Annotated in this window: 24 protein-coding genes; 12 read left to right on the forward strand and 12 right to left on the reverse strand. The window is 58.3% G+C overall.

The window, feature by feature from the left end; translation table 11 throughout:
- The coding region (locus tag HUV26_RS16715) for a hypothetical protein (protein WP_205245156.1) at nucleotides 1-255 on the reverse strand (255 nt) is incomplete at its 3' end.
- 42 nt (nucleotides 256-297) lie between these two features.
- Here HUV26_RS16715 and HUV26_RS14495 point away from each other — a divergent pair.
- Complete coding sequence (locus HUV26_RS14495) at nucleotides 298-792, forward strand: hypothetical protein (protein ID WP_205245157.1); 495 nt, start codon at nucleotides 298-300, stop codon at nucleotides 790-792.
- Nucleotides 773-1,654, forward strand: a complete 882-nt coding sequence (locus tag HUV26_RS14500) for a hypothetical protein (RefSeq protein WP_174410859.1) — start codon at nucleotides 773-775, stop codon at nucleotides 1,652-1,654. The genes HUV26_RS14495 and HUV26_RS14500 overlap by 20 nt, the downstream gene beginning before the upstream one ends.
- 81 nt (nucleotides 1,655-1,735) lie before the next feature.
- Here the strand turns inward: HUV26_RS14500 and HUV26_RS14505 are convergent, their stop codons facing one another.
- On the reverse strand, nucleotides 1,736-2,650 hold the full coding sequence (locus HUV26_RS14505; protein ID WP_174410860.1) for a sulfite exporter TauE/SafE family protein: 915 nt from the start codon (nucleotides 2,648-2,650) through the stop codon (nucleotides 1,736-1,738).
- Nucleotides 2,651-2,945: 295 nt separating this feature from the next.
- On the opposite strand from HUV26_RS14505, the gene HUV26_RS14510 reads away from it, so the two are divergent.
- On the forward strand, nucleotides 2,946-4,028 hold the full coding sequence (locus tag HUV26_RS14510; protein WP_174410861.1) for a TOBE domain-containing protein: 1,083 nt from the start codon (nucleotides 2,946-2,948) through the stop codon (nucleotides 4,026-4,028).
- Between the two features lie 103 nt (nucleotides 4,029-4,131).
- On the opposite strand, the gene cmk is transcribed toward HUV26_RS14510, so the two are convergent.
- The 3 genes from cmk to HUV26_RS14525 form a co-directional block, all read right to left on the reverse strand.
- Nucleotides 4,132-4,800, reverse strand: coding sequence for a (d)CMP kinase (cmk, locus tag HUV26_RS14515; protein WP_174410862.1), 669 nt, complete (start codon nucleotides 4,798-4,800; stop codon nucleotides 4,132-4,134).
- Entirely contained in the window at nucleotides 4,790-5,914 is a 1,125-nt protein-coding gene (gene hisC / locus HUV26_RS14520; protein WP_174410863.1) for a histidinol-phosphate transaminase, read from the reverse strand. The genes cmk and hisC overlap by 11 nt, the downstream gene beginning before the upstream one ends.
- A 146-nt stretch (nucleotides 5,915-6,060) precedes the next feature.
- Nucleotides 6,061-6,507: a universal stress protein gene (locus tag HUV26_RS14525; protein WP_174410864.1), complete on the reverse strand. Its 447-nt coding sequence runs from the start codon at nucleotides 6,505-6,507 to the stop codon at nucleotides 6,061-6,063.
- Between the two features lie 284 nt (nucleotides 6,508-6,791).
- On the opposite strand from HUV26_RS14525, the gene HUV26_RS14530 reads away from it, so the two are divergent.
- Nucleotides 6,792-7,283, forward strand: coding sequence for a hypothetical protein (locus HUV26_RS14530; protein WP_174410865.1), 492 nt, complete (start codon nucleotides 6,792-6,794; stop codon nucleotides 7,281-7,283).
- Between the two features lie 105 nt (nucleotides 7,284-7,388).
- On the opposite strand, the gene HUV26_RS14535 is transcribed toward HUV26_RS14530, so the two are convergent.
- Nucleotides 7,389-7,886: a CinA family protein gene (locus HUV26_RS14535; RefSeq protein WP_174410866.1), complete on the reverse strand. Its 498-nt coding sequence runs from the start codon at nucleotides 7,884-7,886 to the stop codon at nucleotides 7,389-7,391.
- Nucleotides 7,887-8,201: 315 nt separating this feature from the next.
- Here HUV26_RS14535 and HUV26_RS14540 point away from each other — a divergent pair, with 315 nt between their 5' ends.
- Nucleotides 8,202-9,386, forward strand: coding sequence for a cytidine deaminase (locus HUV26_RS14540; protein WP_174410867.1), 1,185 nt, complete (start codon nucleotides 8,202-8,204; stop codon nucleotides 9,384-9,386).
- Nucleotides 9,387-9,554: 168 nt separating this feature from the next.
- Nucleotides 9,555-9,905, forward strand: coding sequence for a PilZ domain-containing protein (locus HUV26_RS14545; protein WP_174410868.1), 351 nt, complete (start codon nucleotides 9,555-9,557; stop codon nucleotides 9,903-9,905).
- Nucleotides 9,906-9,917: 12 nt separating this feature from the next.
- Here the strand turns inward: HUV26_RS14545 and HUV26_RS14550 are convergent, their stop codons facing one another.
- From HUV26_RS14550 to surE, 4 genes are all read right to left on the reverse strand, one after another.
- Entirely contained in the window at nucleotides 9,918-10,709 is a 792-nt protein-coding gene (locus tag HUV26_RS14550) for a substrate-binding periplasmic protein (RefSeq protein ID WP_174410869.1), read from the reverse strand.
- A 159-nt stretch (nucleotides 10,710-10,868) separates the two neighbouring features.
- The gene (gene gap / locus HUV26_RS14555) at nucleotides 10,869-11,870 is read right to left on the reverse strand and encodes a type I glyceraldehyde-3-phosphate dehydrogenase (RefSeq protein WP_174410870.1); all 1,002 of its coding nucleotides are present in this window, start codon (nucleotides 11,868-11,870) and stop codon (nucleotides 10,869-10,871) included.
- A gap of 15 nt (nucleotides 11,871-11,885) precedes the next feature.
- The gene (gene fba / locus HUV26_RS14560; RefSeq protein ID WP_174410871.1) at nucleotides 11,886-12,809 is read right to left on the reverse strand and encodes a class II fructose-1,6-bisphosphate aldolase; all 924 of its coding nucleotides are present in this window, start codon (nucleotides 12,807-12,809) and stop codon (nucleotides 11,886-11,888) included.
- 390 nt (nucleotides 12,810-13,199) lie between these two features.
- The gene (surE, locus tag HUV26_RS14565; protein WP_174410872.1) at nucleotides 13,200-13,961 is read right to left on the reverse strand and encodes a 5'/3'-nucleotidase SurE; all 762 of its coding nucleotides are present in this window, start codon (nucleotides 13,959-13,961) and stop codon (nucleotides 13,200-13,202) included.
- A 148-nt stretch (nucleotides 13,962-14,109) separates the two neighbouring features.
- On the opposite strand from surE, the gene HUV26_RS14570 reads away from it, so the two are divergent.
- From HUV26_RS14570 to sucD, 6 genes are all read left to right on the forward strand, one after another.
- A complete protein-coding gene (locus HUV26_RS14570) occupies nucleotides 14,110-15,150 on the forward strand; it encodes a 3'-5' exoribonuclease YhaM family protein (RefSeq protein ID WP_174410873.1) in 1,041 nt (346 codons plus the stop codon).
- Nucleotides 15,135-15,782 carry a dTMP kinase gene (tmk, locus tag HUV26_RS14575; protein ID WP_174410874.1) on the forward strand — a complete coding sequence of 216 codons (648 nt, stop codon included), beginning with the start codon at nucleotides 15,135-15,137 and terminating at the stop codon, nucleotides 15,780-15,782. Before HUV26_RS14570 ends, tmk begins: the two co-directional genes overlap by 16 nt.
- Before the next feature lie 175 nt (nucleotides 15,783-15,957).
- Nucleotides 15,958-17,277 (forward strand): histone deacetylase family protein, encoded by a 1,320-nt coding sequence (locus tag HUV26_RS14580; RefSeq protein WP_174410875.1) that lies wholly within the window; start codon nucleotides 15,958-15,960, stop codon nucleotides 17,275-17,277.
- 58 nt (nucleotides 17,278-17,335) lie between these two features.
- Entirely contained in the window at nucleotides 17,336-18,550 is a 1,215-nt protein-coding gene (locus HUV26_RS14585) for a tetratricopeptide repeat protein (protein WP_174410876.1), read from the forward strand.
- Between the two features lie 172 nt (nucleotides 18,551-18,722).
- Entirely contained in the window at nucleotides 18,723-19,565 is an 843-nt protein-coding gene (locus HUV26_RS14590) for a lactate utilization protein (RefSeq protein WP_174410877.1), read from the forward strand.
- A 143-nt stretch (nucleotides 19,566-19,708) separates the two neighbouring features.
- Complete coding sequence (gene sucD / locus HUV26_RS14595; RefSeq protein WP_174410878.1) at nucleotides 19,709-21,796, forward strand: succinate--CoA ligase subunit alpha; 2,088 nt, start codon at nucleotides 19,709-19,711, stop codon at nucleotides 21,794-21,796.
- An 80-nt stretch (nucleotides 21,797-21,876) separates the two neighbouring features.
- Here sucD and HUV26_RS14600 read toward each other — a convergent pair whose 3' ends face one another.
- Both HUV26_RS14600 and HUV26_RS14605 read right to left on the reverse strand, forming a co-directional pair.
- A complete protein-coding gene (locus tag HUV26_RS14600; protein WP_174410879.1) occupies nucleotides 21,877-24,318 on the reverse strand; it encodes an ArnT family glycosyltransferase in 2,442 nt (813 codons plus the stop codon).
- Nucleotides 24,308-24,928 carry a phosphatase PAP2 family protein gene (locus HUV26_RS14605; RefSeq protein WP_174410880.1) on the reverse strand — a complete coding sequence of 207 codons (621 nt, stop codon included), beginning with the start codon at nucleotides 24,926-24,928 and terminating at the stop codon, nucleotides 24,308-24,310. Before HUV26_RS14605 ends, HUV26_RS14600 begins: the two co-directional genes overlap by 11 nt.
- Nucleotides 24,929-25,006: the final 78 nt, after the last annotated feature.

Here is a 25,006-nt window from a genome sequence, read left to right on the forward strand (position 1 = left end):
GGATGTCTCCGGCAGAATACGAAAACAGTCAGGCATATCAAAAAGTGGCTTAACCTGCTCTCCACAAATATGTAGCAGGATCAGGGTTATACATTTGGCGATCCGGACCCGGATTACGGCGAGGCGGGAGAGCGTCTGGCACAGGAGCAGAAGCATTACGAATGGCTGAACCTGCAAATAGAGCACGATTTGGATCAGGCCTGCCGCATGGCTGATAATGCCGTGGACACTGTGCTGCGGGATTGGGTGCTGCACCGCAATGCCTATGCGGCCAGCCTGAACTGTAGTCAGGAACTTGTGCGCGACTATGCGCGTATTGCCGAAGCCTGGGAAGATACTATGCATAACCTGCTCCAGCAATTCCGCACGTTGTTTGGTGATGCCCCCCGTGTTGTTCCGTTTCCAGCGTATTGGACAGAGTATCCGGTGTTTCCGGATGATGACAAACGGCTGGACGTGAATTTTGATGCAGAGGCTGAAACGCTGAGGGCGCTTCAAGCAGAGCATGATACCGTTATGCGCAGGATCGATGCTGTGCGGGATGCTGTGCATACGCAAAAGACCAGGGAGTTGCAGGCACTGGAAGAATATATCCGTACCCTTGAAGGAAGAGCGGCTTTGGCGGCTGGCGTACCTGAAGAAGATATTATGTCCGATGATTCCGAAGCCTGTGATGATGACGACGCGGAAGGCTCTCCCGGCGTACCTTTCGGCGAGCCTCTGACTACGGACGAAGAAGAGGATGATGCCGTATTTGAAGAGGAAGGCCCGTATGCTCCCGAAAAGGCATAGGCAGCCGTTTCGCCGTATGCAGGAAGAAGGGGCGGCAGGGGCGTTGCGCCGTATGCTGCAAGGCCGGTTGCGGGAACACGCCCGTGAGGCCGTACACCGCGGAATGCCCCCCCGTGCCCGGTATCGACCGGGCAGAGAGGGGGGAACCTTTCTTCTCTCTGCCGTTATCGTGATTATAAGCCTGTGTATTGCCGGGGTGGCTCTCTGGTATTTTCTTCAGCCTCCGGTGGAGGTGGCTGCGTATCATAGGGTGTTGTTGCTGGACCGGTCCGACCCTCTTTCCCGTACGCAGGCAGAGGGGCTTCGGTCCATTGTGCAGCAGGTGGAGCGCGAAACTCCCGACGATGGCAGGGTTTCGGTGTATTATCTGGACAGCCTTTCCGGCGTGTATCTGGAGCCGCAGGTGAGTGCTGTGGCTCCCAAAAGGCATCAGGGCAATCTCATGCACAATGAGCAATTGGCCGAACAGTGCTTCCGCAAAGAGTTTATGCCCGGAATTGCCGATGCAGTTATGGCTGTGCAGAATGCCTCCAACACCGAAGAATCGCCCATTGTGGAAACGCTTGCGCGAATATGCCGTGACCCCGGCTTCTCTCCCCGGATGCGCGCCAGGAGCATGGTGCTGCATTCTGATATGCTCCAGAACTCCGGGCTATGCACCGAGTACGGGCGCACGGATGCTCCCCGGTGCACGCAGGCACTGTTAGCTGCGCATATGCCTGACCTGTCCGGAGTGAATGTGGAAATTCTGTATCTGCGGCACAAAAAGTATGAAAAACAGCAAACGCCTGAGCATATGCAAATGTGGATTTCACTGTTCCGGAACGCGGGGGCTTACGTGCGTCTGGAGCAGATTTTCTGAGCGGTACATGCCCAAAAACCCGGCGGGCAGCCAGTAAACTTCCCGCCGGGTTTCAATATTCCGCCGTTCGTTGATTGTCCGTCAGCTTAGGAAGAAGTCTGCCGCGTACTTTCCGGCCGTGAACAGGATAACCCCGGCCAGCATCCACTTTATGGCCCGTGCTGGAACGTGTTTCTGGCAGCGCGCTCCAAAGTACATCCCCGCAAGCCCGCCCAGCCCGAACAGGATTCCGAGCAGCCAGTCGGGTGCCACGGACATGCCGGGATAAAAGGGTGCCAGTGCCTGATAGAAGGCTACTCCGGCGATGGATGTCATGAACGTGCCCAGAAGGCATGCTCCGGCGATGGCATGTACCGGAAGTCCGAAAAAGGTGACAAGAAACGGGGCGATGATGGCGCCCCCGCCGATGCCGTATACCCCCCCCACAATGCCTACGATAAAACTGAGCAGTGCTATGCCCCGGAAGGAAACCTCGTAGCGTTCGCCCGCATAGGTGTAGCCAATGCGTGAGAGGCTGAACCGCACGTCTGTAATGGTGCAATGTGTATCTGCATGACGTATTCCCGGTGCTCCTGCCGTTGTTCCGTTTTTCTGTGCGGGCGGTGAGACCAGGCTCTTTACCATTCGCAGACCGATGTACAGAAGCACTGCCGAGGCGAAAAGTTTGAAGGCCGCAGGGTCAGGCAGGTAGGTAACGCGGATGAAAGCGCCGATGAAAACTCCCGGCAGCGTACCCAGAACAACAGTCCATGCCAGCGGCCAGACCATGCGGCCTTCCTTCCAGTAGCGGTACACGCCGCCCGGGGTGGCCACGATGTTGAAAAGCTGGTTGGTGGCGCTGACAGAGGGGTTTGTGTACCCCAGAAATGATATCTGGAACGGTAGCAGCAGAAAGGCACCGGAAACTCCACCCATGGACGTGAAAAAGGAGATGCAGAACGCCACAAGCGGGGGCACCCAGATGGCAACTTCTATTCCGGCGGTACTGAAAAGCATGTTCCCTCCGTGTGGTGCGTTGTGCTGTTGCTGTGTCTGTCTGCCAAGGGCAGCGGGATGCCCGGTGAGCATGATGATAACAAATTTGAATGAACACGAAAATTCTTATTTTCGTGATATGTAGAAATTCTTACTACGCTTGTCAACGGGGAATCTGTGGGTAACCTGTTGCCCGCGACGGGCTTGTCCTGTACCTATGAAGTGGCGATGCCGTATCCCCGCGCAGGCAGGATATGGCGTTGCGTGCGGCATGATCCCATGCCGCACGGTTTTTTTCCGGGAGATTGCGAAAAGTATGAAGGACAAGTACACGCCCCACGAGTCTGAAGAGGGGCAGGGGCTGGACACGGCACAACTGGGACTGCTTGAAGAGGAGTTTTGGCGGTGGGCGCAGCATGCGGTCCGTAATGATGTGCGTTACTCGCGGTTGCGGGTGCTGCTGGTCTTTCTTGTTATCCGTTATACCGGCGCAAAGCTCAGCGAAGTGCTGGGCATGAACCCCCGCAAGGATCTGGACTGTTCTCGGCAGGTGGCGGTGTTCCGTAATGGAGATCCGGCAGAATATGGAGCAGCGGTTGCGGAGGATGCGGATTCTTTAAAGCTTGTGGTCCGCGAGGTTCAGGTTTCCGAAAAGCTCTGCGGCGGTGTCCGCAGCGTGGCGGAAGCGATGGAGTCTTTCGGCGGATTGCCCGAATCGCTGAGCATGGACCCCGGATTCGTGCGCAGGAAGTTTTATGAGCGGGCGTCCGCCTGCGGGTTTTCCAAGGAGGCGGGGGGGCCGGAAATGATCCGCAGAGCCCGTGCCATGGAGCTCAAACAGGGTAATGTGCCGCTGGCGGCGGTACAGGCCATGCTGGGCCATTCTTCGCCCAACCTCACATCTGCCTATGTTTCTTTTTCCGATGAGGAGATCAGGCTGGCAACGCGCCGGTATCTTGAAAAAGAATCCGGAAGGGGTACCAGTGCCCGGAACAGTTTTTACGGCAGGGTCGGCACCATAGTGCGGGGTGATATCCAGTCCCGTGTGGAGGTGGTGACTCCAGAGGGCCACAATGTGGTTTCCGTGATAACGAATGATAGTCTGGACAGGTTGGGGCTGTATCCGGGAGTTATGCTTGTGGCGGAAGTAAAGGCCCCATGGCTTATCGTGCAACGGAGCGACAGTCCCCCGGTTTCCAGCGCGGAAAACAGCATGCATGGTACGGTGGTAAGACTTTCTTCCGGAGCGGTGAACACGGAGTATGTTATCCGCGTTTCCGAGAGCACGGAGCTGTGTGCCGTTGTCTCTTCAGGCGGTGCCGAACGGCTGGGGCTGAATGAAGGCGATCCGGCGTGGGTGCTGTTCAGCAGTTATGCCGTTGTGCTGCATCTGGACTGAGTGCCCGGTGCCTGATTTCCGCATCTGAACACGCCTGGGCGTTTTTTCGCAAAGCCACGCCAGCTGCGGCTAACCGGCGGGTTTGGCATGGGGATATGTGCAGCTATACCCTGCCTGCGTGACGCATAATTTCTTCAAACACGCCGTTTATGTCCAGTGCGGTGGTGTCTACAATCACGGCATCGTGCGCAGGGCGCAAGGGGGCTATGGCCCGGTTGCGGTCCTGTTCGTCGCGCAGGCGTATCTGCTCCGTCAGTTCCGCAAGGTCGGCGGGTTGCCCCATGGCGGCAAGCTGTTCATGGCGTCTGCGCGCCCGTTCCTGCGGAGTGGCATCCAGAAAAATCTTGCAGGTGGCGTTGGGAAACACCACGGTGCCCATGTCCCTTCCCTCGGCAACCAATGAAGTTTCCGCCCCCATGGCCTGCTGCGCGGCTTTCATGGCATCGCGCACGGGGGCCAGCTTGGCGACCACAGAGGCCAGCATGCCTACGGTTTCGCTGCGTATTTCCTGCCCCACGGGAACCCCGTTCACCGCGAGAACAGAGTCTGCCCCCGTGCCGGAGAGAGAAAAGCGGAACCCCGCAAGCTGTGCGCGCAATTGTTCATCGGTCAGGTTTTCCGCCTCTGCTCCGAGCTTCCAGCCCAGCGTGCGGTACATGGCCCCTGTGTCCAGATAGGCAATGCCCAAAGCCTGCGCCACGCGTCTGGCAAGAGTGGTCTTGCCAACGCCTGCGGGGCCGTCCAAGGTGATGATGCGGTGGCTAACGGGCATGCATAATCTCCCGGAAGGCTCCGATGAATGCGGAGTTCTCCTGCCTGCTGCCCACCGAGACGCGCATGTGGCGGGGCAGACCGTATCCCTTGTTCAGCGGGCGCAGGATGATCCCCCGGCGCAGCAGTTGCTCGTGCAGTTCGCCGCCGTCAATCGGGGCCTGAAACATGATGAAATTGGCGCGGGAAGGATAGACCGTGCACCCCAGCGCAGCCAGTTCCCTGTTCAGGTACTCGCGTCCCTCTGCGGTTACACGGAGTGTTTCATTATAGAACACGGTGTCTTCCATAGCCGCCATGCCGGCATGTTCCGCAAGAATGTTCACGCTGAACGGCGGGCGTATGCGTTTCAGGTAGTCGGCCAGTTCAGGCTGCATGGCACCGAATCCCAGCCGCAGACCCGCAAGCCCCATGCTTTTGGAAAAGGTGCGCAGTACGCAGACATTGGGATGCTGCATCAGTCTGGGCAGCATGGAATAGGCATCGCGGTCGCCGGTAAAGTCCATGTATGCTTCGTCCACAACCAGCAGACACTGCTCAGGCAGGCGGCCTGCAAGGGTGACAATTTCTTCCACGGGGGGAGTGTACCCGGACGGGTTGTCCGGCGTGGTCACAAAGACAATGGCGGTGTTTTCGTCCGTGAGGCCGACCAGAGCATCCCAGTTGAAGGAAAAATCTGCATTCAGCGGTGTCTGGCGCAGTTCCACCCCGCACAGGCGCGCAAGCACTGTGTACATGGAAAAACAGGGGTCAAAGGCCACAATGTTGTCCGTACCCGGTCGTGCCTTGGCGCGGATGAGCAGGTCGATTACCTCGTCCGAGCCGTTGCCGGTGACAACACATTCGGCCGGCAGTCCGAAGAAAGCCGCAATGCTGCGGGCAAGTCGGGGGTTGCCGGACTGGGCGTAGCGGAATACATGCCCGGCATGGGAACGGATGACCTGCTGCACAAGGGGAGACGCGCCCAGCGGATTTTCGTTGCTGGCAAGCTTTACCACGGTATCCAATCCGTAGCGTTCCTTGATTTCGTCAATGGACAACCCAGCGGAGTAGGGCGAAAAATCCATCACTTCAGGCCGAACCTGCGAAGTGGCGCGGCATCTGGCAGCGGTCATGCTGTGCTCCTTGTGCATCGTTTCAAATCGGCAAAAAAGGGCGGTTCCTGCGAACCGCCCTTGAATAGACCAGAGGAGGGGGGATGGGCAAGCGGACTTTACGCGGTTACGTGCCCAGCGTAAAACGCTGTCCCGCGTTTACAGAGTTACAGTTCGGTGGGGCGCACGGTGAGCACAGGAATGTTGGCTCCCTTCACCACTTTTTCCGCCACGGAACCGAACAGAATGCGGTCTATGCCTTTGCGACCGTGCGTGCCCATGATGATCATGTCCACCCCTTCGCGCTCGGCAGTGGCAAGAATTTCTTCCGCAGCATACCCGGTGACAACCTTGCCCGTGGTGGGAATGTCGCTGAAGTTGGTGGTGAGGAAGGCTTCCATGGACTTCTCAGCGCCGGAAACAATCTCTCCTACAAAGTTTTCAATGGAGTTGGGCGGAACATGAAAGCCCACGTACTGGCTGAGCGAAGGGGCGGCATATACCACCACCAGCGAGGCTCCAAGTTTTGTGGCAAGCAGGTTTGCGTAATCGGCGATATGCTTGCTGTGATCCGAAAAGTCCACGGCAACGAGAATCTTGTTTATGGCAGTCATGGCAACCTCCTGAGGCTGGGTGCAGTTCTGAACATCCGCCATCGGGCGGAAGTGTGTTCTAATGTTTTTCAATATAAACACATTTTGCGCCGCATAGACAAGGAAAAGGTTGTACGCTACCCTGAACATATCGCTGTACACAGTGTGCATGTGGTTCCGCCTTGCGGCAGAAAATGCCGGGTATTTTTTTGGCAAAACTACATATTTCAGCAGGTTGCTGAGGCGAGCTGTGTTGGCAAACTTTTTGCTGAATCCTGACAAAACCCTAACGAAGGGGTGCGCCAATGAAGATTCGTTCGGAACAACTGGATGCCCTGTTGCAACAGGAAGAGCTCAAGAAGCGGCCTAAGGCTGCGGAAGGGTTCGGCGATCTGTTTGCGCAGGAGCTGGAGCGTCAGGAAGGCGCTTCGGCGGCACAGGGTGCCGTGCCTCCCGTGGGGGCTCGGGCCATGGTCCTGAATCCGTTGCTGATGGCGAACCCGGTCGAAGAGACCGGTGCGGTGCAGGGTGCGGATGAGGCTGCTGAGGTGGCTGGCAGGCTGGACGGCATGCTGGACAAGTGGGAACACTATTCCCGGCAGATCGGAGCCGCCGGAGAGGCTGACCTGAAAGGCGCGCATGGAACGCTGGAAGCCATTTCCGGCGAACTTTCGCAACTGAAGGAGCAGAATCCGGACCTTGCCGATCGCTATCCCGGTTTGGGATTGGTGGTGAATGAACTGGAGGTGATGTCTTTCACCGAGCGGTTCAAACTGAACAGGGGCGACTACGTGTAGCGGCCTTGTTGTCGGCGGGTTTACCCCGCATGGCCTGAAAGGAACGGGGGAATCTCCGTTCCTTTTTCGTTTCTTGCCAGAACCGGTGCGGGAAAGCATTTTCCGCTACCGATATGCAGACTCCAGCAGGTCAAGCAACATGGGTATGGAGGCAAGAACTGTCTGTTCCCGCACGGCATGGCGCGGACCGGAAAAATGGTGACGTTGAGTTATGATGGTGCCTCTGAGGGTTGCAGCCAGCCATACAGTGCCCACGGGTTTTTCCGGAGAACCGCCTGTGGGACCGGCAACGCCGGACACGGCAATTGCCATATCCGTGCCCAGCACGGCGCAGGCGCCCTGAGTCATGGCGCGCACGGTCTGCTCGCTGACAGCGCCGTGTGTGTCCAGAATAGAACGCGGCACCCTGAGCACATTTTCCTTAACGGCATTGGCGTACGCGACTATCCCGCCAGCAAACCATGCTGAAGAACCGGAAACGTCGGTGCATGCTGCGGCAATAAGTCCGCCGGTGCATGATTCGGCTGTACCGAGCAGCAGCCTCCTTTCGGCAAGCAGTGTGCCGAGGCGCTCAATGAGCAGATGCCTATGTGTTGCGTCCATGCGTCCTCCCTTTTTATTGATGGCTGGCCTTTTCCTCCAAGCAGGGGGAGGATGCAATCCATTGAAATCTGCCATTGAAACCTGGCATTGAAATTTGGCTTTGAAATTATCCCTGGCTCCGGAGCGGGGCTATTTACGGCGGGCTAGCATGGTTTTCTGCCTGCCGCAAGGCAGTGCAGCCCCGCTTGTCTGCCGGCTTGTCTGCCCGGTTGTCTCAGAAGAGCGCGCGGGCTATGCTGGACCAGCTTGTTGCCCTACAGTTTTTAGCCATACCGCCGATGAGTTGCGAAAGAACCAACTTTTGAGGAGTCGCCTATGATGTTCCGTACAATAACCACGCAGGGCGTTGCCGCCGTTTTGTTCTGGGTCTACCTGCTTGCGGCGGGCATGGCCGTGTATTCCGCTCCGGCGCAGGCACAGCCTCCCCTGCGGGTGGTGTACGGCTTTGACCGGGAATATCCGCCGTTCAGCTTTGAAGAGGCACAGGGAAAGCCTGTGGGGTTTGACGTGGATCTCATTCAGGCTGTTCTTAAAGATGAAAATGTACAAATCACCATGCGCCCCCTGACATGGGACAAGGTGCAGGTGGAGCTTTCTGCCGGAACCATTCAGGTAACTTCGGGTATGGCCAAAACCAAGCAGCGCCTGTTGCTCTACCGTTTTGCAGACAGGCCCAGTATGCCCATGCAGGTGAAGCTGTTCACCAAGCCTGCTGCGCGGGTGGGCAATATAACCTTACTGCGCGGGCAGACCGTTTCCGTGGAGAAGGGGTCGTATCAGCAGCGGGTGCTGGAGGAGTTCGGCGGGCTGAATATCAAGCTCTATGATTCCAAGGTAGAGGCGCTCAAGGCATTGGAGCGGGACGAGGTGATCGCCTACGGCGGACCGGCACAGACGGCATACTACTACATAGACCGGCTGAAATTGGGCCCCATAAGTGCCGTGGGAACGCCGCTGGTGGTGGCGGATACCTATTTTGCCGTGAACCGTGATGCCGAGCGGCTGCTGGAGATGGTGAACAAGGGGATGCTGCGGGTTATGCAGAGCGGCGAGTACGACCGCATTTACCGCAAATGGTTTGTTCCCACCTTCTATGTGGAAGAGTATCAGAAGATGTTCGAAGCCGCACGCAACGCGGCTATAAACGCGTATTCCCCATACTCCAAAACCCCTGTGGGCGCAGCGGTGATGACTCGTTCCGGCCGAATTGTTACCGGCTGCAACGTGGAGAACGCCCAGTTTAACGAATCCATCACCGCCATACGCACGGCCGTGCTTAAAGCGGTTTCGGAAGGCGAGTACGAATTCAGGGCAGTGGTGGCGGTTGCGCCGGACGGTTCCGTACAGGCACCCTCTGCAGCCGACAGGCAGTTTCTCTTCGAGTTCGGACGTGGTATACTCTGCGCTGTAGAACCGGAAAAAGGCAGAGTGGAAATGTCCATGGTCTCGGAGTTATTGCCTTATCCGTATGCCAGCAGGCCGGAATCGTATCAGTACTGATCAATGTATGGTGGCCTGTGGTGGTGTCGGGCACGCTCCGGACGTAATGGCGGGAAGAGGATTTTCTGAACCGGGCTGCGTTGCCGCTCTCCGGTTTCCCCATTGGGAAGAGATTCTCCCTGCCGCAGGAAGGGTATGGGCCTGCATACTCCGGAAAAGGAGGGGATGATGCCCAACAGAAGAAAGCGGAGCCGTGTATTCGGCGCTTACGAAGGCATGTTGGAGGTCCGCGGCGTTCCGTGGCCCGTTCGCACAAGGGATATCTCGCTCAAAGGGGCGCTTATTGTGGCTTCGCCAGCCCCGCCGTTGAAGGAGCGCTGTGTGCTCTCCATTCCCCTTGCGGATGATGTTCTGCTGCGTATGGAAGGGATTATCGTCCGGGTGGGGCAGAGTGATATTGCCATGGATTTTACCGCCATGGATGAAGAAACTTACGGGCATCTGGCGCGTCTAGTGCGGTTGCGCGCAGAGAATGCGGATGCCATAGACCGTGAGGAGCTTTCTGAGCCGTTCGCCTGAATAGGCGGGGAGCTAAGGCGTTCCTCCGACAGATGGTTCCCAGTCCTCCAGTCCGTATGCCTTCAGGATAATTTGTAACCTGCCCTGTTCGCGCAGCATGCGCACGCCCTTGTCCAAGTCGTCCGCGTATTGCCGTGAGCGTTCAAGCACCGGGGAAAAGGCGATGTAAAGACTGTCTTCTTCAGGCTTTACGGGGTCTTCACATGCAAGGCGTATCTGGTCGGCAATCCCCATTTCCCGTGCCTTTGCAAGCACGCTTGCCTTCTGGTCCACCACCACGTCAATGCGCCCGTGTACCAGCTTGCGCAGGTTGGTTTCCAGAGCGTTGTTGCCCTGCGCTTCCTGTACAAGAATGGTGTTTATGTGCTGGTCAATCCACGCCTGCAACCTGCTGCCATAATCATAGTCGCGGATGACACCTAACCGAACAGAGGAGAAGGCATCCTTGTCTGTCGGCTTCCAGGCACTTTCCGTCAGCGTGAAAAAAGCGTTCGGCACCAGCCCCAGCGCCAGTTTGGGGAAGATAAAGTCTGGTACTTCATTGGGTACCGCCCCAACCAACCCGTGGGCTGCACCGCGTTGTACCTGATAGATGGCTCTGGTCCAGCTCATTTCCTGATACGTGAGCGTGTGCCCGGAAAAGGAAAGGGCTTCCCGCGCAATGTCTATGAGATACCCGGGAGCATCCGCCCCCTCTTCACAGTTGTACGGGCACCACGAATCGGCCACAAGCGTTATGGAATCGGCGCGAACTGGGCTGGCGGCAAATGCCGCGATCAGGATAAGGGCAAGCAGGGTGCGCATGAAACCATGCCTCAGCAGGTCAACCTGTTAGTGTGACAAGATAGAGCACGTTGTGTAGTAGTACGCATTCTATCACGAGGGAATTATTTTCTTTTTTTAGAAGTTAAAAGGCTCCGCCGTTTCCGGCGGAGCCTTGTGGGAATATTCGGAGGGGGCGGATTACAGTGAGCCGCCCACTTTTCTGAGCAGGCGCACAAGCTGGTTGGTGAACCCCGCTTCGTTGTCATACCATATGATGAGCTTGATGAGTGTGCCCTCCATAACGCTGGTACACAGGGCATCCACAACACCGCCGTGTGTGTCGCCAATATAGTCTATGGATACAAGGGGTACTTCGCTGTAGCCCATATTGCCCTTCATGGGACCTTCTGCAGCTGCCTTGATGGCTGCGTTCACTTCTTCCATCGTGGTGGCTTTTTCCACGCGGCAGGTCAGGTCTACAATAGATCCGTTGGGAGTGGGCACGCGCACGGACATTCCGTCCAGCTTGCCCTTCAGTTCCGGGATGACCAGTCCCACCGCCTTGGCGGCTCCGGTAGTGGTGGGAATCATGGACATGCAGGCGGCACGGGCGCGGCGCAGGTCTTTCTGCGAACCGTCCAGAATGCGCTGGCTCATGGTGTAGCTGTGGATGGTGGTCATAAGCCCGTGCACCACGCCAAAGGAATCGTTCAGTACCTTGGCTGCGGGAGCCAGACAGTTTGTGGTGCAGGAGGCGTTGGATATAACCCTGTGCTTTGCGGGGTCGTACAAGGCGTCGTTCACACCCATAACTACAGTGATGTCAGCGTCCGCGCAGGGTGCTGAAATGACAGATTTTTTTGCCCCGCAGTCAATGTGCAGAACAAGCCCGGCATGGTCTTTTATCGTGCCGGAGCTTTCCACGGCTATGTCCACGCCGTGCTTTGCCCATTCCCATTCCCCTGTTTTGCAGCGGGTAACGGCAACCTGCCTGCCATTGATCACAAGACCCTGCTCGTTGGCGGAGACATCGCCTTTAAAGGTGCCGTGGACGGAATCGTATTTAAACAGGTGAGCCAGCGATGCGTTGTCCGCGCGGGCGTTTACGGCCACCACCTGTAACTGCGGGTCGTCGGCGAGCAGTCTGAGCAGGTACCGCCCTATGCGTCCGAACCCGTTTACCCCAAGTTTCACAGTCATTACTCTACTCCTGACCTATATCTTGTTGGAACAGCCCAGCACATTCCGTATTTTGTGCTGAACCATTTTTTTCACGGCATCGCGCGCAGGGGTGAGGTACTGGCGCGGGTCAAAATGTGAGGGGTTTTCCGCCATGTATTTGCGGATGACGGCAGTCATGGCAAGGCGGATGTCGGTGTCGATGTTGATCTTGCACACGCCGTAGGTGGCCGCCTTGCGCAGCAGGTCTTCCGGCACGCCGGACGCGGAACCTATATCGCCGCCGTATTGGTTGGCCATCTGCACAAATTCCTGCGGAACGGAGGATGCGCCGTGCAGCACGATGGGGAAGTCGGGCAGCATGTTGGTTATTTTTTCCAGCCGCGCGAAATCCAGCTTGGCTTCGCCTGCGAACTTGTAAGCGCCATGGCTGGTGCCTATGGCAATGGCAAGGGAGTCGCATCCGGTTCGCTGCACAAAGTCCACTGCCTGTTCCGGGTCGGTGTAGATGGAGTGTTCGGACGAAACATCGTCTTCAACCCCGGCCAGACGCCCGAGTTCCGCTTCCACCACCACGCCACGGTCATGGGCGTATGCCACCACGCGTTTGGTAACGGCTATATTCTCTTCATAGCTCAGGTGCGAGCCGTCTATCATCACGGAGGTGAACCCGCCGTCGATGCAGTCCTTGCAGATGTCGAAATCCTGTCCGTGGTCCAGGTGCAGGGCGATGGGCAGGTCACTTTCGCTGAGGGCGGCTTCTATAAGCTTACGAATGTATGCCTGTCCTGCGTACTTGCGGGCACCGGCGGAAACCTGAAGGATGAGCGGGGCCTGTTCTTCGGTTGCGGCCTGAATGATGCCCTGAATGATTTCCATGTTGTTAACGTTGAACGCGCCAACGGCGTAGCCTTCTTTGTAGGCTCGCGCGAACATCTCTCTGGTGCCGGTAAGGGGCATACGTATCCTCCATGATGGACTGAAAAAACCGTGGCCGATATGGCAATGGCCAACGCACGCGCATGCGTTGCGCCGGAAAAATCTCGTGCAGAAGAGGAACCCGAGCATCTCCAGAGTAGAAGGAGGCGGCACCCCTGTCAATGAAGGCAGCGAGAGTTTACACGTGTACGGCAAGAAAATCAAAGGGGTTGATGCGTGTTCGGCCCCCTTTCATGCTCATTGTGGCGTTGTGTTTACCGTGCTGGAGGCTTTTTGCCATGCCGTCCGCGCATGGCGGGTGAGCGGCGCAGAAAAGAATTCCCCACGTGCCATAATCATCACGCAGGCGAGGCGCGCATGATGGCCCGAAACCAAGGTTTCGCGAAGGAAAAGGAAAACCACTCCTGAGCGTCAACTGTTGTCCGTGTTCAGCACGGCCAGAGACTGCATGGTGGCGTTGTCCGTGAAATCAAACCGCAGCGGCGTGAGCGTTATGTATCCTTCAGTCAGCAGGGCGCGGTCCGTTCCCGGAGCCACCGTGTCCGGCGGGATAACACCGTTCAGCCACCAGTAGTCCGAGCCTCGCGGATCTTTGCGGTGATCGTACCAGTCCTTCCAGACTGCGCTGGTCTGTGGGCATACGCGCAGCCCCTTGGTTTCCTCCATGGTGCAGGCGGGAAAATTCAGGTTCAGCACGCAGCGCGGCGGCAGGCTTGACCACGGCATATTGGAAATAAGGTCTGCCGCAAACGCTGCCTGTCCGCTCAGGTCGCCGGGGCGGAAGTTGTCGTATGAAACGGCAATGGCGGGGTAGCCCATGTGCGCGCCTTCCGTTGCGGCGGAAACCGTGCCGGAATAAAGGATATCCGGCCCCACGTTGGCTCCGGCGTTGATGCCGGAAACCACCACGTCCGGTTTCGCCTCCAGCAGGCACGAAAGGCTCAGCTTCACGCAGTCCACCGGGGTGCCGTGTATGCCTTTTCCCCTGAATCCGTTTTCTGAAAACTCTTTGACCCGGAGCGGCAACGCAATGGTTACCGCATGCCCCACGGCGGATTGCTCGGTAACGGGGGCAATGCAGTGCACGGTGTGTCCGGCCTGCACAAGAGCCGTATACAGGGCACGCAGCCCTGGGGCCTGAATGCCGTCATCGTTGGTCAGGGCTATGATCATAGGATATCCTGTGTTGCGCTTTGCGGCACATGTCATCTGCGGTTTGAAATTGACAATTTCCTTGAAAACGGGGAACCATACCGGATAAATCGGGCCTTGGAACAGTGTGTTCCGCATGGCGGCCCGCCTTCCTATCCATAAAACGGACATGCAGAAAACTCAATTCATTCAAGACATATCGGCTAATGAAGAAATAGCTTCCATCTTCGCGGTGGCGCAGGCTTCGCAGGGGCAGGCCCGCAACGGGCCGTTCTGGCGGCTGGAACTGGCAGATGCCACCGGCAGCGTGGGAGCCAAGGTCTGGAGTCCGCTGAGTCAACAGTTTGCCCAGCTTGCTCCGGGCATGATGGTGGCGGTGCGGGGGCGTGCCTCCCTGTACAGGGAGCAGCTGGATGTAAACGTGGAAGGTCTGCGCGTGCTGGACGAGGCCGAAGTGGCCGCGCTGAACATGGCGGACTTTCTTCCTGCCTCCGAACGCCACCCGGACGATATGCTCACCGACCTGACACAATTGTGCCGCAAAACCTTCACCCATAAACCGTGGCTGAAGTTCATGACCTCCGTGCTGCGCGATGAAGACATCGTGCGCCGGTTCAAAACCGCCATCGGTGCCAAGCACGTGCATCACGCCTATGCGGGCGGACTGCTTGAACATACCCTTTCGGTATGCGAGCTGTGCATGCGCCTGTGCGATCATTATCCGGAACTGGACAGGCAGGTTCTGCTAGCAGGAGCCGTCTTTCACGACTTGGGCAAGGCGTGGGAACTTTCCGGCGGCATTGCCAACGACTATACGGATGAGGGGCGGCTCATCGGCCATATCAGCATCGGGCTGGAAAAGGCCGAACCGCATCTTCTTAAGTCCGGTCTGGAGCCGGAACTGACCATGCACTTCAAGCACCTGGTTCTTGCCCATCACGGTATGAAAGAGTGGGGTTCGCCCGTGCTGCCCGCCACGCCCGAGGCTCTGGTGCTGCACTATGCGGACAATATTGACGCCAAGCTCGCCCAGTTAAGGGGGCTTTTCGCAGGATTTGGTGAAGAGGAATCCGGCTGGACGCCCTTTCAGACGACACTGGGGCGGCATATCTTTAAACCCGCACGCACGCCGGGGAGCGGGCCAGCATCCGCTCCGCAGAACGATGCCCGCAGGGAACCTTCCAAGGAAGACCAATGTTCATTACTCTAGAAGGGCCGGAAGGTTCAGGAAAAAGCACGGTTCTCACCCGGATGAAGGACTGGCTCATGGAGCAGGGGCATGGCGTGGTGCTCACGCGCGAACCGGGCGGCAGCCGTCTGGGGCGCACCCTGCGGTCCATCCTGCTGGACGTTTCCAGCAAAGATCTGACGGGAGAGGCGGAGCTTTTCCTGTATCTGGCGGACCGCGCCCAGCATGTGAGCCAGATCATCCGGCCCGCTCTTGCAGAAGGCATGGTGGTGCTCTGCGACCGGTATGCCGATTCCACCGTGGTCTATCAAGGTTATGGACGTGGGCTGGATACGGCATTGCTGCACAGGTTCAACGAGGTGGCCGTGCAGGGCGTGTGGCCCGACCTTACCCTGCTTCTGGATGTCAGCCCCGAGATTGGACTCAAACGGGCCATGTCGCGCAACCTTTCGGAAGGCAAATGCAATGCAGAGGGCCGTTTCGAGGCAGAATCGTTGCAGTTCCATCACCGTATCCGCGATGGCTACCTTGCATGGGCGGCTGTGAACCGCAAACGGTTTGTGGTGGTGGATGCCTCCCGCAATCCGGACGAGGTATTCATACAGGCGCGTGATGCTGTGCAGGCGCGGCTGGCGCAGCCTGCGGGAGCATAGCTGGGATGCGATGAATCCGGTCCCGCGATCAGGCTTTAGCAATTTGGCTCCCGTAATCTGTTCATGACGGGAGACGGCACGCGGCAGTGTTTTTTTAAAAATTGATAAGAACGAAGGCGGGACGGCGGAACGCAGCGGGAATGTTCCCATACACGGACGGGCAGGGAGACAGGGCATGTTGCAGGCCAAAAATTCGTTGGGCGTAATCTTTTTTCCGGCATTCGATTGGGCCATAAGTCCCACGCATCCGGAACGGGAGGAACGGCTGCTGTACACGCAGGACCAACTGCGCGAAGAAGGGCTTTTCGATATCGAAGGCATAACCGAGTACAAGCCGGAAATAGCTACCCGTGAGGATGTGGAACGCGTGCATTTCTGCGTGCCGGATGTCTCCACCGTATGCACCAAATCGCACCTCATTTCTGCGGGCGGCGCCATCAAGGCCGCGCAACTGGTCATGGAGGGTAAAAAGGACAAGGCTTTTGCGTTGGTCCGCCCGCCCGGACACCATGCCATGAAGGTGGTGCACGGCAGCCGCGGGTTCTGCAATATCAACATAGAAGCCGTCATGGTGGAGCGCATACGGGAACAGTATGGGCCGCTGCGCGTTGCCATCATCGATACGGACTGCCACCACGGAGACGGCACGCAGGATATTTACTGGCACGACAGGAATACGCTGTTCATCTCCATCCATCAGGACGGGCGCACCCTGTATCCGGGCACCGGCTTCCCCATAGAATTGGGCGGTCCCAACGCGCTGGGCAAAACCCTGAACATACCGTTGCCTCCCAATACGTCCGATCGGGGCTTCCTGCATGTCATAGACCATCTGGTGCTGCCCGTGCTGGAAGACTTCAAGCCAGACCTCATCATCAATTCCGCAGGGCAGGACAATCATTTCTCCGACCCCATCACCAACATGAATTTTTCCGCACGCGGCTACGCCATGTTGAGCAGAAAGCTCAATCCGCACATAGCGGTGCTGGAAGGCGGCTATGCCATACAGGGCGCGTTGCCGTATGTGAATCTGGGCATTTGCCTCGCCATGGCGGGGCTGGATTTCGACCATGTGCGCGAGCCGGATTTCGACCCCGCAATCATTGAGCAAACACCACAAGTAACCGAATATATAGAAAAGCTCTGTGATGAGATGCGCAAGCTGTACTTTGCGCCGCCTCCTGCGCCCCGACAGGGAGAGGTGAGCGGAGAGCACTTTGTGCGCACCAAAGATATTTATTACGATACGGACGGTATCAGCGAGAGTCAGGTGGAATCGGTGGTCATGTGCCCGGACTGTTCCGGCACCCTGAAGATAGAAACGTGGTCCACCGTTAATCCGCTGAGTGTGGGCATACAGATTCCCATAGACGCGTGCGACCGCTGCGTGGGGCTGGGCAAACGCATGCTGGAAGAGGCCCATGTAAAGGGCAATTACCGGTACATTCAGTGCATAAACCGCAAGGAAAAAGAGTACACCCACTATGGTTTTTAGCTGTGTCGGGCAAGGAGGGGGCTTCGTTATGTCCGCAAATCCGGTTCAAAGGCGGGGGATGACAGTTCTGCGTGCCGCGTTTCGATGTCTGGTCGCAGTGATGCTGCTGGCTGTTTTTGCGGCAGGTGCCCATGCGCAGGAAGCGCTGCTGGAACCTTTGGCGCAGGCGGCGCAGGGCGGGCGTTGGGAAGAACTGCAAAAACAGGCTCAGGCCATGGCCGCAGACGACGAGCTTTCCGCCACGCAACGCGGGCAGGCCTATACCTTTCTGTCCCTTGCGCACATCAATCTTTCTCAGCCCGGTCCTGCGCTGGACGCAGCGGATGAAGCCGTGCGTATCCTTCCCGATCATGCCCGCGGCTGGCTCATGCGCGGCACGGCGTATATGATGCTGCGGCAGCTTGCCAGCGCGGAAGAGGATTTTCGCAAGGCAGTGCGTGTGGATTCCGGCATATGGGAGGCCTACCGTAATCTTGCGGAGCTGTCTCAGGCGCGGGGAGACATGCCCGGTGCGCTGGATTGGTTCGGCAAGGCGGTGGAATATGCACCGGGCAATACGGATTTGGCCACCGAATACGCGCTCCTTCTGCACGGAATGGGTTTGCACAGTAAGGCGGAAACAGCATTAACGGATGTGATCGGTCTGGTGCCTCAGGCGCCGGGGCCTTACAACAACCGGGGCATGGTGCGGCTGGCGCAGGGGCGTTTTGATGATGCCCTGGCAGATTTTACACGGGCCATCCTGCTCGACCCGGCTTTTGAAGAGGCGCGGGTGAACAGGGGGAACGTGCTGCGGGTGTTTAAGCGCTATAAAGAATCTCTGGCAGATTTCACGCAGGGGCTGGAATCCCGTCCGGAGTCTGTGAAATTGCTTGTGGGACGCATGTATACGCGGGCAGAAATGGGCGACTATGCCGGAGCCGCGCAGGATATTGCCGCCGCATACCGTCATGCCAATGTGGACCCTTACGTTCTGAACGAATATGCGTGGTTTCTGGCCACCTGTACCGATGAAGGCGTGCGAGACGGCGCACGGGCCATGCAGCTTGCGCGCGAGGCTATAGGGCTTTCCGCAGGACCCATTCCCGGCTATTACGATACGCTTGCCGCCGCATTTGCCGAAGCCGGCGAGTTTGAGAACGCTGTGGCGGCGCAGAAGCAGGCCATCTCATTTGGTGCGCAGGCGGGATTGCTGCAACGGCAGCTGGAAGAATGGGCAGAACGTCTGGAAGGCTACGAGCACGGCCTGCCATACAGGAACAACGTGCCATAGCGGGTGCAGCGGCAAAGCGGCCATGAACTGCGGCGTGGCCAGGTTCAGGCTTCGCATATGCCCTCACCATTGCCCGCAGGAAGCTGAACGGAACAATGCCTTCACCTAATTTCCATCTTTGAACAACCTGCGGAGCAGGAGCACCGAATTTCCGAAGGAAAGGAAACAGAGAATGGCTGACAACAAGAAAAATCAACGCGGAGGCGCTTCGTCTGCCTCGTCCGCCTCGTCCGGTGTCTCGTCAGGTGTCTCGCCCGTTGTCGCGTCAGTTGCCTCGCCCGCTGCAGCAGGGCGCAAACCCGCCACAAAAAAGTCCGCTGCGGTCAAACCGGACAAGGCCCAACAGGCGGAAAACCCTGTGGAAAATTACTGGCGGCTGCGGCTTGCGGACCTTAAACTGGCGTTGGAATCCAATAACTTTGTCGTACATATGGCCCCGGATGCGGCTGCGGCAGGGCACCTGTTCATGGAAGAAATTCTTCCCTCTTTGCCGGGAGCGCAGGAGGGCGTGAAGACAGTCGCCTTCGGCGGGTCAATGACCCTGTTCGCAACCGGGGTGGCGGATGCTGTGCGCAGCGCCGCCGGGGTAGAAGTCATTGATACCATGGATAAAACCGTTCCTTACGAAACGGTTCTGCTGCGGCGCAGGCAGGCCCTGCTGGCCGATGTGTTCCTTACCGGCACCAACGCCGTGACGGAATGCGGCAAGCTGGTGAATCTGGATATGATAGGCAACCGCACGGGGGCCATCACCTTTGGTCCCACCCATGTGGTTCTTTTCATCGGACGCAACAAGGTGGTGGATACGGTGGAAGACGCCATGGCGCGCATCAAGGAATATGCCGCACCCACCAACACCATGCGGCTGGGTAAGAAAACGCCGTGCAGGCAGACATCGCGCTGTATGGACTGTGCCAGCCCTGAACGTATCTGTAATGTATGGACGATTACCGAAAAATCCTTTCCCAAGGGACGCATTCATATTGTACTGATAAACGAAGAGGTTGGATTATAGGCAGGGCCACTGGGTCCTTTCAGCAGCCAGCTAGGGAGCGTTCTGCCCGTAGAGGGGAGAAGGCGGAAGATGACAGCCGGATAATCCAGCGCACACGGCCCGGAACCGCAAAGCTGCAACCCTTCAGCCCCGGACGGAGAATCATGTTCCTGAACGAACACCTCAGCAAGCAACTCTTTGACGCAGCAGGCATCCGCATCCCGCAGGGGGTGCTTATCACACCGGACAATGTGGACATGCCGCAGGATATGCCGCCGCCGTGGTATCTCAAGGCACAGGTGCTCACCGGCGGACGTGGCAAGGCAGGAGGCATCCTGCGGGCGGACACGCCGCAGCAGTTTGCGGAGCACGCGCAGGCCATTTTCAATATGCGCATTAAAGGGCACAGGGTGCCCTTTATCCGCGTGGAAGCCGCCACAGACATACAGAAGGAATGTTATCTATCCTTTGTGCTTTCCCGTGAGCGCCGCGACCTGCTGCTGACCACAAGCCGCGCGGGCGGGGTGGAGGTGGAATCCGCCACAGGGCTGGCAAAACCGCTCATCCAGCGGGTGCCCATAGACGCAGGACTGCGCGAACACCATCTGCGGGCCGCTTTTTTCGAGATGAAGGCAGACGCCCGTTTCTGGCCCGGATTCCGGGAGCTTGCCACCAAGCTTTACGCGGCCGTGCGTGATAACGGACTGCTGCTGGCAGAGATCAACCCGCTGGTGCTTACGGCAGAGGGCGAGTGGGTGGCTCTGGATGGCAAGGTGGAACTGGATGACAACGTCGTGGACATGCGGCCCGAGAGCCTTGGCCACTACTACACGCCTGAACACCATTCCCGTGAAGAGACTCTGGCCCGCGAGGCGGGGCTCAGTTACGTGGAACTGAAGGGCTGGGTCGGCATTCTGGTCAACGGAGCCGGGCTGGCCATGGCCACGATGGACCTGCTGAACTTCAATGGCCTTTCCGCCGCAAACTTCATGGATCTGGGCGGCGCGGCCAACCGCGAACGTATGCAGCGGGCGCTGGATTTGCTGTTTCGAAATGACAATGTACGGGCCGTATTCATCAATCTGTTCGGGGGCATCGTTTCCTGTGCGGAGGTTGCCCGTGCCCTTCTGGCGGTGCTGGGAACGGACCGCGCCCCCAAGCCGCTTGTGGTGCGCATGGCAGGGCATGAGTCCGGAGAAGGACGTGAGCTGCTCGCCAAGGCCGCGCACCCGGATGTGTTTATCGCCGCAGAGATGAACGAGGCACTGGACGTTTTACGGAGCATGAAACCCGCAGATGCCCCCGTGCTGCATTTCCCCCTCGCGGATGAGGATCTTCCTGTTGCCATTCCCCCGGCCTGCATTCCGTCCGGCCGCAGGGGTGGCATACGTCTTAATAAGGAGTCCGGTGTGCTGGTGCAGGGCATAACCGGCAAGGTGGCGCAACGGCACGTTCAGCTTATGCAGGAATACGGCACGCGCATTGTTGCCGGTGTTACTCCTTTCAAGGGCGGCACAGATGTTCTGGGGGTTCCGGTCTATAACTCCGTGCACGAGGCGTGCAGGCAACACGATATTGCCGCTTCCATCATTTTTGTACCGGCTCCCTTTGCGCCGGATGCCGTGCTGGAGTCTGCAGCGGAAGAGGTGCCGTGGGTGGTGTGCATAACGGAGGGCATTGCACAGGCGTCCATGCTGTCCGCCCTGAAGAACATTGCCCCCTCTCCCACGCGGGTCATCGGTCCCAACACGCCCGGCATTATCGTGCCGGGGCAGACCAAGATAGGCATCATGCCGGGGTACGTGTTCACTCCGGGTAATGTGGCCGTATTCTCACGGTCCGGTACGCTCACATACGAGGCGTGTGCCCGCCTCTCCGCCGCAGGGATAGGGCAGTCCGTTTCCGTGGGTATCGGGGGGGATTCGTTCATCGGTTCCAGCTTCATAGACCTGTGCGAACTGGTACGCGATGATGATGAAACCCGTGCCGTGTTGGTGCTGGGCGAGGTGGGCGGCTCTGCTGAAGAAGATCTCGCCCGCTATGTGCGTGAGACGGGCTTTGAAAAGCCCGTTATTTCCTTCGTGGCTGCCCGTACGGCTCCCCCCGGAAAACGCCTTGGGCATGCGGGAGCCATTCTGGATGAGCGTACAGGAGGGGTGGAAGGAAAGCTGCAAGCCATGCGTGATGCAGGCTTTACCATCTGCCCGGACCTTGAGCGGTTGCCGGGACTGGTGCGGCGCGTGATGTGCTGAAGACAGCATTCTGGTAAAAAATGCGCCCCCGTTCCGGTATGGAGCGGGGGCGCTTGTTTTGCTGGGTATCAGCTGGACGGTTATTCTGCGGCGGGAGGGGTGGTCTCGGTCATGGGGGCGTCCTGCGTGGCGGTTGGCTCTGCAGCATCGCCCATGTCGGCTTTGCCCGTGCTTTCCGCACTGGTCGCATTGTCCGTACTGGCCCTACTGTCCGTACTGTCCATGTTGACCATGTTGTCCGTGTTGTCCGTGTTGTCTGTGCTTGCAGTACCGTCCGTATTACCCGTGCCTTCGGCATTGTCCGCATTACCCGTGCCTTCGGCACCGCCCGTATTACCCGTGCCTTCGGCACTGTCCGGGGGAGCCGCCAGTTCCGGGGTGCTGCGCCGCACAGCGAGCAGGTATTCATTATCCGGCTTGGGGTCCACCAGCATCTGGCGGTGCACTATTTCCATGTCGCCGGGCTTGGCGGGCCATTCTTCCCAGTGCTTTTTGCGCATGGCTATCACCGCGTCCGGGTGTGTTGCCACAAAGTCGTCCAGCTCGGCCCATTCGTTGGTCTCAAAGATGTTGGTCTTTGCATAGTAGGTGTAGGTTCCGGAGTAGATGCGGTAGCTGGCGGGCGCAAAGCCGTTCTGAATGTAGCTGCGCATGACCACCGCCTGTGCCTTGGGGCTCATGATGCCGTCCAGCGAGGGGGCGGTGATGATGCCGAGAGGCAGAATGAAGGCCGTAACAAGGGCTGTTAGCAACACAAGTCCGCCCTCCGCGCGCCGGGGGGCCACCATCCACAGGATAGCGGCGCACAGGGCGGCAATGGCCGCAAGGTATTGCCATCCCCCTATGTCCGCATGGAACGGGTTGTTGAAAAACTGTACGTAGATCAGTCCCCCCGCTATGCCCGCGAACAGCAGCGCGAACAGGCGGAACATGAGGCGGCAGCGGCCGGGCGTCAGGCGTATAAGGCCGCGTGCAATAAGAATTGCCATGGGCGGCAGAAGCGGCATGAGATAGACCGGCAGCTTGATGCTGACGGCAGAAAGCAGCGCAAAACCGGAAAGCAGGGTAATCCACAGGTATGCTGTGCCCATGCGCTCAGGCTGGCGCGTGGCCCAGAGATTTTTGTAGAACTGCAGGCCGAACAGACGCTCCCACGGCACGGTGATAAGGAGGAATGTCCACGGCGTCATGATTCCGGCAAATGCGCCGAAGTAGAACCACCATGGTTGTCCATGATGCCATGTGTCTGTCGCGCGTTTCACAATCTGCTGCTGGAAGATGTTGCGCAGGTAGTCCGGGTCTTCGGTAAAGTAGGCGGCGGCAACCCATGCCAGACAGACAGATACCATGACCCCGAAACCGATGGCCACATCCCAGCCCATCAGCCGCTTGAAGCGTAGCCGCCAGAGAGTGAACAGCACGGTGGAAAGGATGGGGAAGGCAAGGCCCAGTGGCCCCTTGGTGAGCGTGGCAATGCCTGCCAGCGCGAATCCTGCCACTATCCAGCCGAAGGCGCTTTCCTTCTGCCAGCCCTTGAGCAGGCAGAGGTGCGACAGGGTGATGAACGTGGCAAAGAGCAGGTCCATGCGCGAATAGTGCATCATGCCCACGGTGAAGAACGTAGTCAGCAGCACAAGGCCTGCCGCCAGCGAAGTTTTCTTGTCCTCCCCCGTCACCCGCGCCAGCAGGTAGGTGGCCCATACAAAGAGCAGGCCGGAGACAGCGGCCCCCAGCATGAACAGCTTGGGCGAGGCTTCTCCCACCAGAGGGTGCAGGGCGGCAAGGAGCCAGAAATATACCGGGGGTTTATCAGGGTAGGGCACGCCGTTCAGGTACAGAACAATCCATTTCCCTGCGCTCACAACATGCTCATACACGTTGGCGTAGCGGATTTCGTCCGAGAACCACAGGGCACGGGTATCCAGCGTGAACCATGTCTGCACTGCCACAATGGCGGCAAGAGTCAGCAGGGGCAGAAAGGCCAGCGCGTCAAATCCGTGGTCCAGCAGGTTCTTGGCTGGTGGCGCGGTTTCCTGCACAGAGGAGCTGGGGCCATGCTGCCGCGCCTTGTTGGAGAACCATCCCCCCATGGGGCGCTTTCTCTTGTTCCGGGCGGATGCAGGGGTTAGAACAGGCTCCTGCACTGGTTCTTGGTCCGCCTTCTGCTCCGGTTCCTTTTTCGGCTCCCGCGTAGGCTCCGGCTTAGGTTCCGGCTTAGGCTCTGGCCTATGCGTCTCGGCACCGTCTCCGGCGGGGGCGGAAATGGCAGCTTCAGGGGAAGAGGCCTGTAGTTGTCCTTCGGGCATATCGATCTGCGGCGCATCAGCGCCAGTCGCGCCAGTTGCATCAGGTACATCAGGGGCGCAGGGGCAGCATTCGCCGGGATGTGCAGGCTCCTGTCCGGGGCGCACCGCGTGCTGCCTTTCTGCGGCGGGAGCAGCGGAATCGCCTCCCGCAGCACCTGCTGCATCGTTCGGCAAGGGCCAGTCCTGTGACGTGGGGCGGTCGGGCTTATCGGTCATCTCGGTCTCGGTTCCAGAAGAGGTGTATGAGAAACGCGGCAAAACTGCCTACAAGAATGCCAAAAAAAACATCGCTTGTATGGTGCATCTCCAGATACACCCGCGAAAAACCCACAAGCGCACCGTAGCAACCCAGCAGCAGGGGCATGCCTGTGTGGCGGAAAAAAAAGGCCAGCGGCACGGTGTTGCCAATAATTTCTGCGGTGTGTCCCGAAGGCATGGAGTTGTATCCGCCGCTCAGCGACCACGGGGCGTACAGCCCGTCCACGCCGGGGCGGGGGCGGCCTATGACTATTTTGAAAACGCGCACGAGCAGGAAGGAGACCAGCAGCTGAATAACCAGCCATATGATGACAAACCGCGTTAAACGGGCATCGCCGTTACGGCGTCCGGCATAAAGAATCGCTGCGTAAACGATATACAGAGCCGGGTTTCCCCAGTCCGTAACAACTTTCATGAACCGGGTCAGGTCCGGGTTGCCGCCCCTGACCTGCCGGAAAAACTGCACCACCTCATCACCTGTTCCGATAAACAACGTAACGCAGGCAAGGACGGTGAACAGGGGCAGGATGCAGAGCAGATGCTGAACAAATGGGTAGCGGTTGCGCATGCGGCCTTATACGGCGAATTACCCCGCAAGTGAAGAAAAAGGTTCTTCTGACTGAGGGTGAAAAAGAATACGATACGG

The sequence above is a fragment of the Desulfovibrio psychrotolerans genome (genome assembly GCF_013340305.1).
Lineage (GTDB): Bacteria > Desulfobacterota > Desulfovibrionia > Desulfovibrionales > Desulfovibrionaceae > Halodesulfovibrio > Halodesulfovibrio psychrotolerans.

What these genes read in the sequence shown, in the direction of transcription:
- HUV26_RS14500 (WP_174410859.1), top strand. Translation starts at nt 773, where the DNA reads ATGCTCCCGAAAAGGCATAGGCAGCCGTTTCGCCGTATGCAGGAAGAA.
- HUV26_RS14505 (WP_174410860.1), bottom strand. Translation starts at nt 2,650, where the DNA reads ATGCTTTTCAGTACCGCCGGAATAGAAGTTGCCATCTGGGTGCCCCCG.
- HUV26_RS14510 (WP_174410861.1), top strand. Translation starts at nt 2,946, where the DNA reads ATGAAGGACAAGTACACGCCCCACGAGTCTGAAGAGGGGCAGGGGCTG.
- cmk (WP_174410862.1), bottom strand. Translation starts at nt 4,800, where the DNA reads ATGCCCGTTAGCCACCGCATCATCACCTTGGACGGCCCCGCAGGCGTT.
- hisC (WP_174410863.1), bottom strand. Translation starts at nt 5,914, where the DNA reads ATGACCGCTGCCAGATGCCGCGCCACTTCGCAGGTTCGGCCTGAAGTG.
- HUV26_RS14525 (WP_174410864.1), bottom strand. Translation starts at nt 6,507, where the DNA reads ATGACTGCCATAAACAAGATTCTCGTTGCCGTGGACTTTTCGGATCAC.
- HUV26_RS14530 (WP_174410865.1), top strand. Translation starts at nt 6,792, where the DNA reads ATGAAGATTCGTTCGGAACAACTGGATGCCCTGTTGCAACAGGAAGAG.
- HUV26_RS14535 (WP_174410866.1), bottom strand. Translation starts at nt 7,886, where the DNA reads ATGGACGCAACACATAGGCATCTGCTCATTGAGCGCCTCGGCACACTG.
- HUV26_RS14540 (WP_174410867.1), top strand. Translation starts at nt 8,202, where the DNA reads ATGATGTTCCGTACAATAACCACGCAGGGCGTTGCCGCCGTTTTGTTC.
- HUV26_RS14545 (WP_174410868.1), top strand. Translation starts at nt 9,555, where the DNA reads ATGCCCAACAGAAGAAAGCGGAGCCGTGTATTCGGCGCTTACGAAGGC.
- HUV26_RS14550 (WP_174410869.1), bottom strand. Translation starts at nt 10,709, where the DNA reads ATGCGCACCCTGCTTGCCCTTATCCTGATCGCGGCATTTGCCGCCAGC.
- gap (WP_174410870.1), bottom strand. Translation starts at nt 11,870, where the DNA reads ATGACTGTGAAACTTGGGGTAAACGGGTTCGGACGCATAGGGCGGTAC.
- fba (WP_174410871.1), bottom strand. Translation starts at nt 12,809, where the DNA reads ATGCCCCTTACCGGCACCAGAGAGATGTTCGCGCGAGCCTACAAAGAA.
- surE (WP_174410872.1), bottom strand. Translation starts at nt 13,961, where the DNA reads ATGATCATAGCCCTGACCAACGATGACGGCATTCAGGCCCCAGGGCTG.
- HUV26_RS14570 (WP_174410873.1), top strand. Translation starts at nt 14,110, where the DNA reads ATGCAGAAAACTCAATTCATTCAAGACATATCGGCTAATGAAGAAATA.
- tmk (WP_174410874.1), top strand. Translation starts at nt 15,135, where the DNA reads ATGTTCATTACTCTAGAAGGGCCGGAAGGTTCAGGAAAAAGCACGGTT.
- HUV26_RS14580 (WP_174410875.1), top strand. Translation starts at nt 15,958, where the DNA reads ATGTTGCAGGCCAAAAATTCGTTGGGCGTAATCTTTTTTCCGGCATTC.
- HUV26_RS14585 (WP_174410876.1), top strand. Translation starts at nt 17,336, where the DNA reads ATGACAGTTCTGCGTGCCGCGTTTCGATGTCTGGTCGCAGTGATGCTG.
- HUV26_RS14590 (WP_174410877.1), top strand. Translation starts at nt 18,723, where the DNA reads ATGGCTGACAACAAGAAAAATCAACGCGGAGGCGCTTCGTCTGCCTCG.
- sucD (WP_174410878.1), top strand. Translation starts at nt 19,709, where the DNA reads ATGTTCCTGAACGAACACCTCAGCAAGCAACTCTTTGACGCAGCAGGC.
- HUV26_RS14600 (WP_174410879.1), bottom strand. Translation starts at nt 24,318, where the DNA reads ATGACCGATAAGCCCGACCGCCCCACGTCACAGGACTGGCCCTTGCCG.
- HUV26_RS14605 (WP_174410880.1), bottom strand. Translation starts at nt 24,928, where the DNA reads ATGCGCAACCGCTACCCATTTGTTCAGCATCTGCTCTGCATCCTGCCC.